Genomic DNA, 15,437 nt, shown 5'->3' with positions numbered 1-15,437 from the left:
ACGAGAAGGGCCCCCGGCGCGTGCCGGGGGCCCTTCCTCGTGTCCGTACGGCTACGGCCGCCGGGCGCTGGTCACGCGGTAGACGTCGTACACGCCCTCGACGCCCCGGACCGCCTTGAGGACGTGCCCGAGGTGCTTGGGGTCGCCCATCTCGAAGGTGAAGCGGGAGGTGGCCACCCGGTCCCGGGAGGTCTGGACGGCCGCCGAGAGGATGTTGACGTGCTGGTCCGAGAGGACCCGGGTGACGTCGGAGAGGAGTCGGGAGCGGTCCAGTGCCTCGACCTGGATGGCGACCAGGAAGACGGAGGACTGGGTGGGGGCCCACTCGACCTCCAGGATGCGCTCCGGCTCGCGGGAGAGCGAGTCCACGTTGACGCAGTCGCTGCGGTGGACGGAGACGCCGCTGCCCCGGGTGACGAAGCCGATGATCGGGTCGCCGGGCACCGGGGTGCAGCAGCGGGCCAGCTTGACCCAGACGTCGTCGACGCCCTTGACGACCACGCCGGGGTCGGCGTTGGAGCGGCGCTTGGAGCGGCCGCGGGCGGGCGGGGCGACCTCCTCGATGTCCTCGGTGGCGGCCTCCTCGCCGCCGAGCGCCTGCACCAGCTTCTGCACGATGGACTGGGCGGTGACGTGGCCCTCGCCGATCGCCGCGTACAGCGAGGAGATGTCGGTGTAGCGCAGTTCGTGGGCGAGGGTGACGAGGGAGTCGCCGGTGAGGATCCGCTGGATCGGCAGGTTCTGCTTGCGCATGGCCCGCGCGATGGCGTCCTTGCCCTGCTCGATGGCCTCGTCGCGGCGCTCCTTGGAGAACCAGGCGCGGATCTTGTTGCGGGCGCGCGGCGACTTGACGAAGCCGAGCCAGTCGCGGGAGGGTCCGGCGCCGGCCGCCTTGGAGGTGAAGACCTCCACCAGGTCGCCGTTGTCGAGGGTGGATTCGAGCGGCACCAGCCGCCCGTTCACCCGCGCTCCTATCGTGCGGTGACCGACCTCGGTGTGGACGGCGTACGAGAAGTCGACGGGGGTGGCGCCGGCGGGCAGCGCGATGACGTCGCCCTTGGGGGTGAAGACGAAGACCTCGTTGCGGGAGAGGTCGAAGCGGAGGGACTCCAGGAACTCGCCCGGGTCCTCGGTCTCCTTCTGCCAGTCGAGGAGCTGGCGCAGCCACGCCATGTCGTTGAGGTGGTCGTCCTTGCCCGCGCCCTTGGGGACGTCGGTGCGGACCTTGGAGGCGCCGGCGACGGCCTCCTGCTTGTACTTCCAGTGCGCGGCGATGCCGTACTCGGCGCGGCGGTGCATGTCGAAGGTCCGGATCTGGAGCTCGACCGGCTTGCCGTTGGGTCCGATGACCGTCGTGTGGAGCGACTGGTACATGTTGAACTTCGGCATCGCGATGTAGTCCTTGAACCGGCCGGGGACCGGGTTCCATCGCGCGTGGACGGTGCCGAGGGCCGCGTAGCAGTCGCGGACGGTGTCCACGAGGACGCGGATGCCGACCAGGTCGTAGATCTCCGCGAAGTCCCGGCCGCGGACGATCATCTTCTGGTAGACGCTGTAGTAGTGCTTGGGGCGGCCGGTGACGGTGGCCTTGATGCGGGCGGCGCGCAGGTCGGTCTGGACCTCGTCGGTCACTATGGCGAGGTACTCGTCCCGCTTGGGGGCGCGCTCGGCGACGAGGCGGACGATCTCGTCGTACATCTTGGGGTAGAGGATCGCGAAGGCGAGGTCCTCCAGCTCCCACTTGATGGTGTTCATGCCCAGCCGGTGGGCGAGCGGGGCGTAGATCTCCAGGGTCTCGCGGGCCTTCTTCTCCTGCTTCTCCCGCTTGAGGTAGCGCATGGTGCGCATGTTGTGCAGGCGGTCGGCGAGCTTGATGACCAGGACGCGCGGGTCCTTGGCCATGGCGACGACCATCTTGCGGACGGTCTCGGCCTGGGCGGCCTCGCCGAACTTGACCTTGTCGAGCTTGGTGACGCCGTCGACGAGGAGGGCGACCTGGTCGCCGAAGTCGCGGCGGAGGGTGTCGAGGCCGTACTCGGTGTCCTCGACGGTGTCGTGCAGGAGGCCGGCCATCAGGGTCGCCGGGTCCATGCCGAGCTCGGCGAGGATGGTGGTCACCGCGAGGGGGTGGGTGATGTACGGGTCGCCGCTCTTGCGCTTCTGGCCCCGGTGCCAGCGCTCGGCGACCTGGTAGGCGCGCTCGATCTGGCGGAGCGTGGCCGTCTCGATCTTCGGGTCGTTGGAGCGGACGATCCGCAGGAGCGGTTCGAGGACCGGGTTGTACGGCGACGAGCGCTGCACGCCGAGCCGGGCGAGGCGGGCGCGGACCCGGTTGGAGGAGCCGCCGGAGCGGGAGGGGGCCGGTGCGGGAGCGGGCGCGGCGGGCTTCGGCCTGTTCTCCGCGGGCTGGTTCTGGGGCGTGCCGGTCCCCGGCGCGGCCTTGTCGGCCTTCGGGTCGGGCTGCGCGGCGGAGAGTGACTGGGCCTCGTCTGGCAAAGAGCGCTCCTCTGGGGGTCCCCCCGGACGCGGTCGAGGGGGGAGGGTTCCGGGTCCCCCGGTCAGGCCCGGAAGGGCCATCGTATCGAGCCATGCCCCGCCGTGCTCACGGACCCGGGTGGCGGGAGGAGGTCGCGGCCCGTCGCCGCGGCTCCGCGACGGCCCCCCACCGGGGGCATAACGGGGCAAACGCCAGGGGTGCCCCGGGAATTCCCGGGGCGCCCCTGGCCGGAACACGATGGTCGGAGCGGCCGGACCGCGCCGGCCCGGCGGCTCCGAACGCGACGGGCCCGGGACCGTGGTGGTCCCGGGCCCGGTGGTGCCGGTCCGGCGCGGTCTCAGACCGTGATGAGCGAGGTGAGCGGGGCGCCCTCGAGGGCGGGCTCCAGCCGGGCGCGGCCCGGCAGGAAGCCCAGCTCCATGAGGACCGCGACGCCCGCGACCTCGGCGCCCGCGCGCCGGATCAGCTCGACGGACGCCTCGGCGGTGCCGCCGGTGGCGAGGACGTCGTCGATGACCATGACGCGGTCGCCCGCGGCCAGGTCCTCGGCGTGCACCTCGATCTCGGCGGTGCCGTACTCCAGCTCGTACGCCTGCCGGAGGGTGGCTCCGGGGAGCTTGCCGGCCTTGCGGACCGGGATGAAGCCCAGGCCCGCGCGGACGGCGACCGGCGCGGCGAGGATGAAGCCGCGGGCCTCCAGTCCGACGATCTTCGTCGCGCCGTGCGCGGAGCACAGCCCGGCGAGGAGGTCGGTGAGCGCGGTGAACGCCTCCGGGTCCGCGAGGAGCGGGGTGATGTCCTTGAACAGCACGCCCGGCTTCGGGTAGTCGGGGACGTCCCGGATCCGGCTGAGCAGCAGGCCGGTCACGTCCTGGGACCCGGTGGCGGTCATCGCTGGTTCTCCTCGGCGCGGCCCCGGCGGGCGCCGCGCGGGCCGACGACGGCGGCCTCGGCGGCCTCGTCCAGGACGTCCTCGCCGCGCGCGGCGGCGGAGGCCCGCTTGGCGAGGATCCGCTTCCGCAGGGCCTTCACGGCCGGCTCGCGCTCCTTGAGGTCGGCGACGAGCGGGGTGGCGATGAAGATCGAGGAGTAGGCACCGGCGGCCAGACCCACGAAGAGGGAGAGCGAGATGTCGTTCAGCATGCCGGCGCCGAGGACGCCGCCGCCGATGAAGAGCAGGCCCGCGACCGGCAGCAGCGCCACGACGGTGGTGTTGATGGAGCGGACCAGGGTGCCGTTGATGGAGCGGTTGGCCAGCTCGCTGTAGGTGAAGCGGGTCTGCTTCGTGATGTCCTTCGTCGACTCCTTGAGGGAGTCGAAGACGACCACGGTGTCGTACAGCGAGTAACCGAGGATGGTCAGCAGGCCGATGACCGTACCGACGGTGACCTCGAAGCCGACCAGCGAGTAGACGCCGACGGTGATGGTGAGGTCGTGGATGAGCGCGATCAGCGCCGCGACGGCCATTCTCCATTCGAAGGCGATGGCCAGGTAGATCACCACGAGGACCATGAAGACGCCGAGGCCGGTCCACGCCTTGTTGGCGATCTGCTCGCCCCAGCTGGGGCCGACCAGCTCGGCGGCGATCTTCTCCTCGGGGACGCCGAGGTCCTTGGCCAGGTCGGAGCGGACCTGGTCGGACTTCTCGGTGTCGAGGGCGGCGACCTGGATGCGCAGGGAGCCGTTGCCGAGCTGCTGGACGATCGCGTCGTGGCCGGAGGCCTCTTCCGCGTACTCCTGCGCCTGGCTGACCGAGACGTCGGTCTTCGGGGTGGTGAAGACGGCGCCGCCCTGGAACTCGATGCCCATGTTGATGCCGCGGACGGCGAGGGCGACGATGGCGGTGATGGTGATCAGGACGGAGAGGCCGTACCAGATCTTGCGGTTCCCGATGAAGTCGTAGCCGACCTCACCTCGGTGGAGCCGGGCGCCGAGATCTCCGAGCTTCGACATCTCACGCCTCCTTCGGTTCGACGGTGGCGGGGGCGGTGCGGCGGGTGCGGCGCAGCGGCGGCTTGGCGCCGAGGCGCTTGGGGTCCAGGCCGGACCACGGGTGGCCGTTGCCGAAGAACTTGGTGCGGGCGAGGAGCGTCATCACCGGCTTGGTGAAGAGGAAGACCACGACGATGTCGAGCAGGGTGGTGAGGCCGAGCGTGAACGCGAAGCCCTGGACCTTGCCGACGGTGACGATGAAGAGGACCGCCGCGGCGAGGAACGACACGAAGTCGGAGACCAGGATGGTGCGGCGGGCGCGCGGCCAGGCGCGCTCCACGGCGGGGCGCAGGGTGCGGCCCTCGCGGAGCTCGTCGCGGATGCGCTCGAAGTAGACGATGAAGGAGTCGGCGGTGATGCCGATGGCGACGATGGCGCCGCAGACGGCCGGGAGGTTCAGCGCGAAGCCGATGGCCGGGCCGAGCAGGGCCATGATCACGTAGGTGAGCAGGGCGGAGACGCCGAGGCTGAGGATCGCGATGAACGACAGGCCGCGGTAGTAGATCACCAGGTAGAGGATGACCAGGGCGAGGCCGATGGCGCCGGCGATGAGGCCGGCCTCCAGCTGGTCGCCGCCGAGGGCGGCGGTGACGGTGTCGACGCTCTGGGTGTCGAAGGAGAGCGGCAGGGCGCCGTAGGCCAGGATGTTGCCGAGGTCCTGGGCCGACTGCTGGTTGAAGCTGCCGGAGATCTGGGCGTTGGCGCTCAGCGTGGTCTGGACGCGGGGCGCCGAGACGACCTCGCCGTCGAGGACGATCGCGAACTGGTTCTGCGGCTCGGTCTGCTGCGAGAGCTTGCTGGTGATCGCCTGGAACTTCTTCGAGCCGGCGTCCGTGAAGGACATGTCCACGATCCACTGGCCGGACTGCTGGTCGATGGCGGCCTTGGCGTCGTCGACGTCACGGCCCTCGACCTCGGCGGGACCGAGGAGGTACTTCTCCCACTGATCGATCGCGTTCTTGCCGCAGGCGACGATGGTGTCGGTGGGCTTGGTGCCCTCCGCGGCGGCGGTGCGCTGCTTGGGGTCCAGGCAGTTCAGCGTGGTGAACTTCTGCTGGAGGGCGGCCGTGGCGGCGTCCGGGGTCGGGGTCGCCTGCGGGGTGGCGTCCTTCTTCGGCGTCGCGGAGGCGCTGCCGGTGGGGGTGGGCGTCCCGGTGGCGTTCGGGGCCTTGAGGGCCTCGGTGAGCGCGCGGCCCTGGGTGGAGGCGGTGGCGGTCGGCGTGGCCGGCTTCTTCTCGCCGGCGGAGGCGGACGCGGAGGGCTTCGGAGCGGTCGAGCCGCTCGCGGTGGGCGCCGGCTCGGGCGAGGCGGCGGCGACGGTGAGCACAGGCCGGAAGTAGAGCTGGGCGGTGGTGCCGACCTGCTCGCGGGCCTGCTTCTCGTTCGTCCCCTTGGGGATGTTGACGATGATGTTCTCGCGGCCCTGCGTCTGGACCTCTGCCTCGGAGACGCCGAGACCGTTGACACGGCGCTCGATGATGCCGACCGCGGTGTTCATGTTGGTCTCGTTGACCGCGGATTCCTGGCCGGGCTCGGCCTTCGCCTTGAGCGTGATCGACGTGCCGCCGGCGAGGTCGATGCCGAGGCGCGGGGTGGTGTGCCCCGACCAGAACATGCCGCCGGTGAGCGCGACCATGGCGATCAGGATGAGTGCCAGGGCGCGGCCCGGCCTGCTCTGTCCCCCCGCCGGCCTTCTGCCCTTCTTCGGTGCTGCCACCTGTCGTATCTCCCTGTCCAAACCGTCCGGCGCCGAGCGGGCGCACGGAGGCCACGAAGTATGTGTGGGGACGGTCCCCCGCGGACGTCGAACCGTTCCCGGCGAGAGCCGCGCCGGTGGGCGCGGCCGGGCTCGCCGGGGCGGCTTACTTCGTCCCGGTCTCGCCGTCGGTCTTGCCGTCCTTCTCGGCCTCCGCCTCGGCCGTGTCCGACTTCTTCGTCAGGTCGGCCTTGGGGGCGTCCGCGGTGTCCTCGGCGGCTTCGGTCAGCGAGGAGGCGTCGTCCGGGACAACGGCGTCGGTGTCGGCGTCCGTCTCCTCGTCGCCGTGGACGATCCGGTTGTACTCGGCGTCGTCGAGGACCGAGGCGATCGCGTTCTTCGCGTAGACGGCGTGGACCCCCGGGGCGACCTCCAGCAGGACGGTCTCGTCGGCGATCTCCTTGACCGTGGCGTACATTCCCCCGATCGTGCGCACGCCGGAGCCGGACTGCATCTGGTTGCGCATCTCCGCCGCCGCCTGCTGCTTCTTCTTGGCGGAACGGGTCAGCAGGAACATCGCCCCGATGAGCACGATGAACGGGAGGAGCATGCCGATTTGATTCACGGGACGGAAATCCTTCGTACGGTCACGGAGAACCCGCGGCCTGGCTTCGGGGGTGGGCACGCCGACCGGAAAGGGCGGCATCGGCGGAGTCTAGGCGAGTCCGCATCGATGGAACAACGTCCAGCATGGCACCGCGGTTCCTGGTCGCGCGATACTCCGCGCCGTCACCCGTCCGTCACAGGGGTCTCAGGAGCCGAACAGCCCCTGTTGTCCCGATCCCGCCTGATCGGCTCCCGGCACCGGGCCCGCCACCTGCGGCGGGACCAGTCCGAGGTGGGCCCAGGCGGCCGGGGTGGCGACCCGGCCGCGGGGGGTGCGGGCCAGCAGTCCCTCCCGTACGAGGAAGGGTTCGGCGACCTCCTCGACGGTCTCGCGCTCCTCCCCCACGGCGACGGCGAGGGTGGAGAGGCCGACGGGTCCGCCGCCGAAGAGCTTGAGGAGGGCCTCCAGGACGGCGCGGTCGAGGCGGTCGAGGCCGCGGCCGTCCACCTCGTAGACGCCGAGGGCGGTGGCGGCGATCTCCCGGGTGACGACGCCGTCGGCCTTGACCTGGGCGTAGTCGCGGACGCGGCGCAGCAGCCGGTTGGCGATGCGGGGGGTGCCCCGGGAGCGGCCGGCGATCTCGGCGGCGCCGGCGGGGTCGATCTCCACGTCGAGCAGGCCGGCCGAGCGGACCACGACCCGCTCCAGCTCGCGGGGGCCGTAGAACTCCATGTGGGCGGTGAAGCCGAAGCGGTCGCGCAGCGGGGGCGGCAGGAGGCCGGCCCGGGTGGTGGCGCCGACCAGGGTGAAGGGGGGCAGGTCGAGGGGGATGGCGGTGGCGCCGGGGCCCTTGCCGACGATGACGTCGACGCGGAAGTCCTCCATGGCCATGTAGAGCATCTCCTCGGCGGGCCGGGACATGCGGTGGATCTCGTCGAGGAAGAGGATCTCGCCCTCCTGGAGGGAGGAGAGGATCGCGGCGAGGTCTCCGGCGTGCTGGATGGCGGGGCCGGAGGTGATCCTGATCGGCGCGTTCATCTCCGCGGCGATGATCATGGAGAGGGTGGTCTTGCCGAGGCCGGGGGCGCCGGAGAGCAGCACGTGGTCGGCGGTGGCGCCGCGCTGGCGGGCGGCCCGCAGGACGAGGTCGAGCTGCTGGCGGACCTTCTCCTGGCCGATGAACTCGCCGAGGTCCTTGGGGCGCAGGGCCGCCTCGACGGCCTGGTCGTCGCCCTCGGCGGCGGCGCCGACGATCCGCTCCTCGGGGGCGGGGGCCGTCTCGTCGTACGGGTTCACGGTGGTGTCTTCCTTCGTACGGGAGGTCAGCGGGCGCGGTTGAGCGTCTGGAGGGCCGCGCGCAGGAGCTGCGGGACGGGCGCGGAGCCGGTCTCGGCGAGGGCGGCCTCGGCCTGCGGGGTGACGGCGGCGACGGCCTCCTCGGCCTCCCGGCTCGCGTAGCCGAGGCCGACGAGGGCGGCGGCGAGCTGCTCGGTCCAGGGGGCGGGACCCGCGGCGACGGCGCGCTGGCGGCCCACGAGTCCGCTGCTGCCGAGGGGGCTGCCGAGCTTGTCCTTCAGCTCCAGGAGGAGTTTCTGTGCGCCTTTCTTGCCGATTCCGGGGACGGCGGTGAGCGCCTTCTCGTCGCCGGTGGAGAGGGCGAGGCGGAGGGCGTCGGGGCGGTGGACGCCGAGCATGGCCTGGGCGAGGCGGGGGCCGACGCCGCTGGCGGTCTGGAGGATCTCGAAGACCTGGCGCTCGTCGTCGTCGGCGAAGCCGTACAGGGTGAGGGAGTCCTCGCGGACGACGAGGGAGGTGGCGAGCCGGGCGTGCTCGCCGACGCGGAGGCCCGCGAGGGTCTCCGGGGTGCACTGGACGGCCATGCCGATGCCGCCGACCTCGATGACGGCGGTGGTGGGGGCGAGGGCGGCGACCGGGCCGCTGACGGAGGCGATCATGGCGTGCGGCCTTTCGCGGTGTGCAGGGCGACGGCCTGCTGGAGGCGGTTCTGGGCGGGGGCCCGCCAGATGTGGCAGATGGCGAGGGCGAGGGCGTCGGCGGCGTCGGCCGGCTTGGGGGGCTCGGAGAGCCGCAGGAGGCGGGTGACCATGGCGCCGACCTGGGCCTTGTCGGCGCGGCCCGAGCCGGTGACGGCGGCCTTGACCTCGCTGGGGGTGTGCAGGGCGACGGGGATGCCGCGCCGGGAGGCGCAGAGCATGGCGACCGCGCTGGCCTGGGCGGTGCCCATCACGGTGCGGACGTTGTGCTGGCTGAACACCCGCTCCACCGCGACCAGTTCGGGCTGGTAGCGCTCGATCCACTCTTCTATGCCGCGCTCGATGCCGACCAGGCGGGGGCCGATGTCGGCGTCGGCCGGGGTGCGGACCACGCCGACGCCGAGCATGGTGAGGGGGCGTCCGGCGACGCCTTCGACGACGCCGACGCCGCACCGGGTGAGTCCGGGGTCCACTCCGAGTACGCGCACGTCACCCTCCCGTGTTCGCAAGTCTGTTTGTGCAGGCTATCGGCTGGCACCGACAACGCAGCGGGCCGACGGGGTGTGTCCCGTCGGCCCGCTGCGTCGGACGGTCGGCTCAGGCGTCCACCTTCTCCATGACCTCGTCGCTCACGTCGAAGTTGGCGAAGACGTTCTGCACGTCGTCGCTGTCCTCCAGCGCGTCGATGAGCTTGAACATCTTGCGCGCGCCCTCCTCGTCGAGCTCGACCTGCATGGTCGGGACGAAGCTGGACTCGGCCGAGTCGTAGTCGATGCCGGCCTCCTGGAGCGCGGTGCGGACCGCGACCAGGTCGGTGGACTCGCTGATGACCTCGAAGCTCTCGCCGAGGTCGTTGACCTCCTCGGCACCGGCGTCCAGGACCGCGCCGAGGACGTCGTCCTCGGACAGCTCGCCCTTGGGGAGCACGACGACGCCCTTGCGGTTGAACAGGTACGACACGGAACCCGGGTCGGCCATCGAGCCGCCGTTGCGGGTCATCGCGACGCGCACGTCGGAGGCGGCGCGGTTGCGGTTGTCGGTGAGGCACTCGATGAGGACCGCGACACCGTTGGGGCCGTAGCCCTCGTACATGATGGTGGCGTAGTCGACGCCGCCGGCCTCAAGGCCGCCGCCGCGCTTGACCGCGGAGTCGATGTTCTTGTTGGGAACCGACTGCTTCTTCGCCTTCTGGATGGCGTCGAAGAGGGTCGGGTTGCCCTCGGGGTCGGCGCCGCCCGTGCGGGCCGCGACCTCGATGTTCTTGATCAGCTTCGCGAAGAGTTTGCCGCGCTTGGCGTCGATCACGGCCTTCTTGTGCTTCGTCGTAGCCCATTTAGAGTGGCCGGACATCTGCCTGTCTCCTTCGCGTAACCCGTGTACTGAACGAACCCCAGAATCCTACAAGGACCGGATCACCGTTCCGCGCGCACCATGTCGACGAAGAGTGCGTGGATCCGGTGGTCGCCGGTCAGCTCGGGGTGGAACGAGGTCGCCAGGGCGTTGCCCTGCCGCACGGCCACGATGTGGCCCCGGTGCTCGGCGAGGACCTCGGCCCCGGCGCCGACGGACTCCACCCAGGGGGCCCGGATGAAGACGCCCTCGACGGGGGTGTCCACTCCCCGGACGGCGACGGCGGCCTCGAAGGACTCGTTCTGCCGGCCGAAGGCGTTGCGGCGGACGATCATGTCGATGCCGCCGAAGGTCTCCTGGCCCGAGCGCGGGTCGAGGATCTTGTCGGCGAGCATGATCAGGCCGGCGCAGGTGCCGTAGACCGGCATGCCCGCGGCGATCCGCTCGCGGACCGGCTCCGTCAGGCCGAAGAGGGCGGCCAGCTTGGAGATGGTGGTGGACTCGCCGCCGGGGAGGACCAGGGCGTCCACCTCGGCGAGCTCTTCGGGGCGCCGGACCGGCCTGGCCACGGCGTCCGCCGCGGCCAGGGCGATCAGGTGCTCCCGGACGTCGCCCTGGAGGGCCAGGACGCCGACGACGGGGGTGCTGCTCATCGGTGGTTACCAGCCCCGGTTGGCGTAGCGCTCGGACTCGGGGAGGGTGTCGCAGTTGATGCCGACCATGGCCTCGCCGAGGTTGCGGGAGGCGTCGGCGATGACCTTCGGGTCGTCGTAGAAGGTGGTGGCCTTCACGATGGCGGCGGCGCGCTTGGCCGGGTCGCCGGACTTGAAGATGCCGGAGCCGACGAAGACGCCCTCGGCGCCGAGCTGGCGCATCAGCGCGGCGTCGGCAGGGGTGGCGACGCCACCGGCGGAGAAGAGGACGACGGGCAGCTTGCCGAGCTCGGCGACCTCCTTGACCAGCTCGTACGGGGCGCGCAGCTCCTTGGCGGCGGCGAACAGCTCGTTGTTGTCGAAGCCGCGCAGGCGGGCGATCTCGTTCTTGATCTGGCGCAGGTGGCGGACGGCCTCGACGACGTTGCCGGTGCCGGCCTCGCCCTTGGAGCGGATCATGGCCGCGCCCTCGGCGATGCGGCGCAGGGCCTCGCCCAGGTTGGTGGCACCACAGACGAAGGGGGTGGTGAAGGCCCACTTGTCGGAGTGGTTGACCTCGTCGGCCGGGGTGAGGACCTCGGACTCGTCGATGTAGTCGACGCCGAGGGACTGGAGGACCTGGGCCTCGACGAAGTGGCCGATGCGGGACTTGGCCATCACCGGGATGGAGACCGCGCCGATGATCTCCTCGATCATGTTCGGGTCCGACATGCGGGCGACGCCGCCGTCCTTGCGGATGTCCGCGGGGACCCGCTCCAGGGCCATGACGGCGACGGCGCCGGCGTCCTCGGCGATCTTCGCCTGCTCGGCGTTGACCACGTCCATGATCACGCCGCCCTTGAGCTGCTCGGCCATGCCGCGCTTCACGCGGGCGGTACCGGTCTCGGGGGACTGGGGGGTGCTGGAGCTGGACACGGGAACCTCACTCGTGACAACGGGTTCAACGGGACGTTGACGACTAGGGTGAGGAAATCGCCCACGAGCGGTCCACAGCAAGGGCCAATGCGCAGCCGGTGGATCGTTTTCTCGTGAATCCGAGGCCAGTGCGGATCAGGACGGGCGATCGGCCAGGGCCACCGGCGGTTCGTCGTCCATTTCGAAGGCCATCGGGAAGGGCGCGTGGCCCGCCAGCCGGAACCAGCGGACCTTGCGGTGGCGGCGCAGCGCGCGGGCCGCGCGGACCGCGTCGTTGTGGAAGCGGCGGGCCATCGGTACGCGGCGGACCGCGGCGGCCAGCTCGCCGGCGGCCGCCTCGCCGCCGGGCGCCTCCCGGACCGCCTCGACCTGCTCGGGCTCCCCGAAGACCGCCCGCAGCGCCTGGCTCAACTCGCTCTCGGCGACCTCCCGCTGCTCCTCCTCGGCCTGCCGGGCCGCGTGCGCGGCTTCGTACAGCACGATCGAGGCGGCCGGGTCGAGCACTCCGGAGGTGGCCAGTTCCTGCGCGACCGAGGCCCGCCGCAGGAGCTGCGCGTCGAGCGCGGCGCGGGCGGCGTCGATGCGGGTGTGCAGCCGGTCGAGCCGGCCGGCGGTCCAGCTGAGGTAGACGCCGATGAACACCAGCGCGACGACGGTCCAGATCAGGGTTTCCATCACGGGCGCACAGGCTACCCGGGCGGCGGGGGTGTCCCGGCCCGGAGGCCCTGGTCACGGGCGGACGGGACGGGGGCCGGGCGGCCGGGAGCGCCGTACCCGCGTGCGGGCGCGGTACGGCGCCCCCCGGCCCCGCTACAGCCCCAGTCTGGCCCGCAGGCCGCCCGTCTTCTCGTCCGTGTCGACCGCCGCCGCGCCGTCCGTCACCGTCTCGTAGACGGCCAGGATGTCCGCGCCCACCGTCGACCAGTCGAAGCGCCGCACGTGGGCCGAGCCCCGGGCGCTCAGTTCGGCGCGCCGGGCCTCGTCGCCGAGGAGCCGGATCGCCGCGTCGGCCAGCGCGTCGGCGTCCTCGTTGGCGAAGAGCTGGCCCGCCGCCCCCTGGTCGAGGACCTGCGCGAAGGCGTCCAGGTCGGAGGCGAGCACCGGCGCGCCCGCCGAGAGCGCCTCGACGAGGATGATGCCGAAGCTCTCGCCGCCGGTGTTGGGCGCCACGTACACGTCCACGCTGCGCAGCAGCCGCGCCTTGTCCTCGTCGCTGACCATGCCGAGGAACTCCACCCGGGAGCGCAGTTCGCGCGGCAGCGAGGCCACCGCCTCCTCCTCGTCGCCCCGCCCGGCGACGAGCAGCCGGGCCCCCGGCCGCTCGGTGAGGATCCGGGGCAGCGCCCGCATCAGGACCGGCAGGCCCTTGCGGGGCTCGTCGATGCGGCCGATGAAGCCGAGGGTCTCCCCCTGCCACTCGGCCTTCGGCTCGGCGCCGGCGAAGAAGCCGACGTCCACGCCGTTGGGGATGACGACCGCGTCGCCGCCGAGGTGCTCGACCAGCGTGCGGCGCGCGTACTCGCTCACCGCGATCCGGGCGCTGATCTTCTCCAGCGCGGGCTGGAGGATCGGATAGGCGGCGATCATCGCCCGCGAGCGCGGGTTGGAGGTGTGGAAGGTCGCCACGATCGGCCCCTGCGCCGCCCAGCAGGTGAGCAGGCCCAGCGAGGGCGAGGTCGGCTCGTGGATGTGCACGACGTCGAAGGTGCCGTCGTGCAGCCAGCGCCGCACGCGCGCGGCGGACAGGAAGCCGAAGCTGAGCCGCGCGACGGAGCCGTTGTACGAGACGGGCACAGCCCGGCCCGCGGAGACCACGTACGGCGGCAGCGGGGTGTCGTCGTCGGCGGGGGCCAGGACGGACACCTCGTGCCCGAGCTTGATCAGGTGCTCCGCGAGGTCGCGGATGTGGAACTGGACGCCGCCCGGCACGTCCCAGGAGTACGGGCAGACGATGCCGATCCTCACGGGGTGCGCTCCTCCAGGTCGGCGAGCCACAGGCGCTGGAGCATGTGCCAGTCCTCCGGGTGGTCCGCGATGGCCCCGGCGAAGACGTCCGCGAGGTTCTGCGTCATGGCGGCCGCCTTCTCGGCCCGGGTGCCCGCCTCCGGCACGTCCAGGGGCGCGTGCACCTGCCCCTTCATCACGTCGGTGTCGTCGTACCAGAGGGTCACCGGCAGCAGCAGGGAGTTCGTCTGGAGCGCGAGGACGGCGGGCCCGGCGGGCATCCGGGTGGGCTCGCCGAAGAAGGAGACCTCCACCCCGGAGGCGGACAGGTCGCGGTCGGCGACGAGGCAGACCAGGCCGCCGGCCCGCAGCCGCCGGGCCAGGGTCCCGAAGGCGGCGCCGCCGGTGTGCGGCAGCACCTCCATGCCGAGGGACTCCCGGTAGGCGACGAAGCGGTCGTACAGGGACTCGGGCCTGAGCCGCTCCGCGACGGTCGTGAAGGGGGTGTCGAGCGCGCGGGTGACCCAGACGCCGGCCACGTCCCAGTTGCCCATGTGGGGCAGGGCCAGGACGACGCCCCGGTCGGAGGCGAGCGCCTCCTTCAGGTGGTGCGCGCCCTTGGGGTCGAAGCTGGCCGCGGCCCGCTCCCGGCTCCACGTGGGCAGCCGGAAGGACTCCATCCAGTAGCGCATGTACGAGCGCATCCCGGCCTTCGACAGCTCGGCCAGCCGCTCCGGCGTGGCGTCGGGCACCACGCGCGCGAGGTTCGCCTCCAGCCGCAGCACGCCCTTGCCGCGCCGCTTCCAGACCGTGTCGGCGATCTTCCGGCCGAGGGCCTTGGCCGCCGGCTCGGGCAGCTTCTTCACGGTCGCCCAGCCCAGCCCGTACAGGCCGTCGGTCAGCTTCTCCCTGATCCCGCTCACGTTCCCGCCCCGCTCCCCCCGGTGGCCGGGGCGGCGTCCGCCTCGGCCGCTTCCCTGCGCACCGTCACGACCCGCTGGCCCAGCGTCACGGCCGAGCCGACGGCCACCACCCACAGCGCGATCGGCAGCAGCACGTCCACGCCGGGCACCCCGAAGGCGTGCAGGCCGGAGACTCCGGCGGCGACCAGCGAGATCACCAGCCGCTCGGCCCGCTCGATCAGACCGTTCACCGCCACCGGCAGGCCAATCGATTCGCCTCGCGCCTTGGTGTACGAGACGACCTGGCCGCTCGCCAGGCAGAAGATCGCGACCGCGCACAGCACGTTGTCGTCGCCCGTGCCCGCGTACCAGAGCGCGAACCCGCCGAAGATCGCCCCGTCCGCCACCCGGTCCAGGGTGGAGTCGAGGAAGGCGCCCCAGCGGCTGGAGATCCCCGCCTGCCGCGCCATGTTCCCGTCGACCAGGTCGGAGAAGACGAACAGGGTGATGACGATCGTGCCCCAGAAGAACTCGCCCCGGGGGAAGAAGACCAGCGCACCGGCGACCACTCCCGCCGTGCCGATCAGCGTCACGGCGTCGGGACTGACGCCCCGGCGGAGGAGAAACGCGGCGAACGGTGTGAGGACACGCGTAAAAAACGCACGCGCGTACTTGTTCAGCATGGCCTTCCCGGAGGTTTCGGCGGGCCGCGCGGTCCCATGACCACCGGCTCACCCATCGTAGCCACGCGCGTGCCGCGGCACGGGAGCGCACCCGCCCCGCCGCGTCGCCACCCCCCTGGGGGCCCGCCCGTGTACGACGGATGGCCGCGTCCCGGCGTCGGTGCGAAGCTCGTAGGAGCACGGCGGGCACCGCCGGAGCCGCTC

The 15,437-nt window shown here is 72.0% G+C and carries 15 protein-coding genes; all 15 read right to left on the bottom strand.

What is annotated here, in order from left to right; all coding sequences use genetic code 11:
- Window positions 1-51: 51 nt before the first annotated feature.
- The 15 genes from IE219_RS12335 to pgsA all read right to left on the bottom strand — a co-directional run bounded on the left by IE219_RS12335 (window position 52) and on the right by pgsA (window position 15,233).
- Window positions 52-2,496, bottom strand: a complete 2,445-nt coding sequence (locus IE219_RS12335) for a RelA/SpoT family protein (RefSeq protein WP_189976683.1) — start codon at window positions 2,494-2,496, stop codon at window positions 52-54.
- A 338-nt stretch (window positions 2,497-2,834) separates the two neighbouring features.
- Window positions 2,835-3,389, bottom strand: coding sequence for an adenine phosphoribosyltransferase (locus IE219_RS12330; protein WP_189976682.1), 555 nt, complete (start codon window positions 3,387-3,389; stop codon window positions 2,835-2,837).
- Complete coding sequence (secF, locus tag IE219_RS12325; RefSeq protein WP_189976681.1) at window positions 3,386-4,450, bottom strand: protein translocase subunit SecF; 1,065 nt, start codon at window positions 4,448-4,450, stop codon at window positions 3,386-3,388. Before secF ends, IE219_RS12330 begins: the two co-directional genes overlap by 4 nt.
- A 1-nt stretch (window position 4,451) precedes the next feature.
- Window positions 4,452-6,206 carry a protein translocase subunit SecD gene (gene secD / locus IE219_RS12320; protein ID WP_189976680.1) on the bottom strand — a complete coding sequence of 585 codons (1,755 nt, stop codon included), beginning with the start codon at window positions 6,204-6,206 and terminating at the stop codon, window positions 4,452-4,454.
- 145 nt (window positions 6,207-6,351) lie between these two features.
- Window positions 6,352-6,795 (bottom strand): preprotein translocase subunit YajC, encoded by a 444-nt coding sequence (gene yajC / locus IE219_RS12315; protein ID WP_189976679.1) that lies wholly within the window; start codon window positions 6,793-6,795, stop codon window positions 6,352-6,354.
- A 201-nt stretch (window positions 6,796-6,996) separates the two neighbouring features.
- Window positions 6,997-8,088 (bottom strand): Holliday junction branch migration DNA helicase RuvB, encoded by a 1,092-nt coding sequence (ruvB, locus tag IE219_RS12310; protein WP_189976678.1) that lies wholly within the window; start codon window positions 8,086-8,088, stop codon window positions 6,997-6,999.
- Window positions 8,089-8,114: 26 nt separating this feature from the next.
- Window positions 8,115-8,747, bottom strand: coding sequence for a Holliday junction branch migration protein RuvA (ruvA, locus tag IE219_RS12305; protein ID WP_189976677.1), 633 nt, complete (start codon window positions 8,745-8,747; stop codon window positions 8,115-8,117).
- Window positions 8,744-9,274 carry a crossover junction endodeoxyribonuclease RuvC gene (gene ruvC / locus IE219_RS12300; protein WP_189976676.1) on the bottom strand — a complete coding sequence of 177 codons (531 nt, stop codon included), beginning with the start codon at window positions 9,272-9,274 and terminating at the stop codon, window positions 8,744-8,746. Before ruvC ends, ruvA begins: the two co-directional genes overlap by 4 nt.
- 109 nt (window positions 9,275-9,383) lie before the next feature.
- On the bottom strand, window positions 9,384-10,136 hold the full coding sequence (locus IE219_RS12295; protein WP_189976675.1) for a YebC/PmpR family DNA-binding transcriptional regulator: 753 nt from the start codon (window positions 10,134-10,136) through the stop codon (window positions 9,384-9,386).
- Between the two features lie 62 nt (window positions 10,137-10,198).
- Window positions 10,199-10,789, bottom strand: a complete 591-nt coding sequence (gene pdxT, locus IE219_RS12290; RefSeq protein ID WP_189976674.1) for a pyridoxal 5'-phosphate synthase glutaminase subunit PdxT — start codon at window positions 10,787-10,789, stop codon at window positions 10,199-10,201.
- Between the two features lie 6 nt (window positions 10,790-10,795).
- Window positions 10,796-11,704, bottom strand: a complete 909-nt coding sequence (gene pdxS, locus IE219_RS12285; RefSeq protein ID WP_189976673.1) for a pyridoxal 5'-phosphate synthase lyase subunit PdxS — start codon at window positions 11,702-11,704, stop codon at window positions 10,796-10,798.
- A 135-nt stretch (window positions 11,705-11,839) separates the two neighbouring features.
- Window positions 11,840-12,382 carry a LemA family protein gene (locus tag IE219_RS12280; RefSeq protein WP_189976672.1) on the bottom strand — a complete coding sequence of 181 codons (543 nt, stop codon included), beginning with the start codon at window positions 12,380-12,382 and terminating at the stop codon, window positions 11,840-11,842.
- Between the two features lie 132 nt (window positions 12,383-12,514).
- Window positions 12,515-13,669 carry a glycosyltransferase family 4 protein gene (locus tag IE219_RS12275; protein ID WP_189976671.1) on the bottom strand — a complete coding sequence of 385 codons (1,155 nt, stop codon included), beginning with the start codon at window positions 13,667-13,669 and terminating at the stop codon, window positions 12,515-12,517.
- The gene (locus IE219_RS12270; RefSeq protein ID WP_189976813.1) at window positions 13,666-14,562 is read right to left on the bottom strand and encodes a phosphatidylinositol mannoside acyltransferase; all 897 of its coding nucleotides are present in this window, start codon (window positions 14,560-14,562) and stop codon (window positions 13,666-13,668) included. Before IE219_RS12270 ends, IE219_RS12275 begins: the two co-directional genes overlap by 4 nt.
- Before the next feature lie 5 nt (window positions 14,563-14,567).
- A complete protein-coding gene (gene pgsA, locus IE219_RS12265; protein WP_189976670.1) occupies window positions 14,568-15,233 on the bottom strand; it encodes a phosphatidylinositol phosphate synthase in 666 nt (221 codons plus the stop codon).
- Window positions 15,234-15,437: the final 204 nt, after the last annotated feature.

The organism is Streptomyces termitum, from assembly GCF_014650175.1.
Taxonomy (GTDB): Bacteria; Actinomycetota; Actinomycetes; order Streptomycetales; family Streptomycetaceae; genus Streptomyces; species Streptomyces termitum.
Note: the sequence above shows the minus strand (reverse complement) of the source record. Positions and strands in the feature narration are given on the sequence as shown.

What these genes read in the sequence shown, in the direction of transcription:
- IE219_RS12330 (WP_189976682.1), bottom strand. Translation starts at nt 3,389, where the DNA reads ATGACCGCCACCGGGTCCCAGGACGTGACCGGCCTGCTGCTCAGCCGG.
- secF (WP_189976681.1), bottom strand. Translation starts at nt 4,450, where the DNA reads ATGTCGAAGCTCGGAGATCTCGGCGCCCGGCTCCACCGAGGTGAGGTC.
- yajC (WP_189976679.1), bottom strand. Translation starts at nt 6,795, where the DNA reads ATGCTCCTCCCGTTCATCGTGCTCATCGGGGCGATGTTCCTGCTGACC.
- ruvA (WP_189976677.1), bottom strand. Translation starts at nt 8,747, where the DNA reads ATGATCGCCTCCGTCAGCGGCCCGGTCGCCGCCCTCGCCCCCACCACC.
- IE219_RS12295 (WP_189976675.1), bottom strand. Translation starts at nt 10,136, where the DNA reads ATGTCCGGCCACTCTAAATGGGCTACGACGAAGCACAAGAAGGCCGTG.
- pdxT (WP_189976674.1), bottom strand. Translation starts at nt 10,789, where the DNA reads ATGAGCAGCACCCCCGTCGTCGGCGTCCTGGCCCTCCAGGGCGACGTC.
- pgsA (WP_189976670.1), bottom strand. Translation starts at nt 15,233, where the DNA reads ATGCTGAACAAGTACGCGCGTGCGTTTTTTACGCGTGTCCTCACACCG.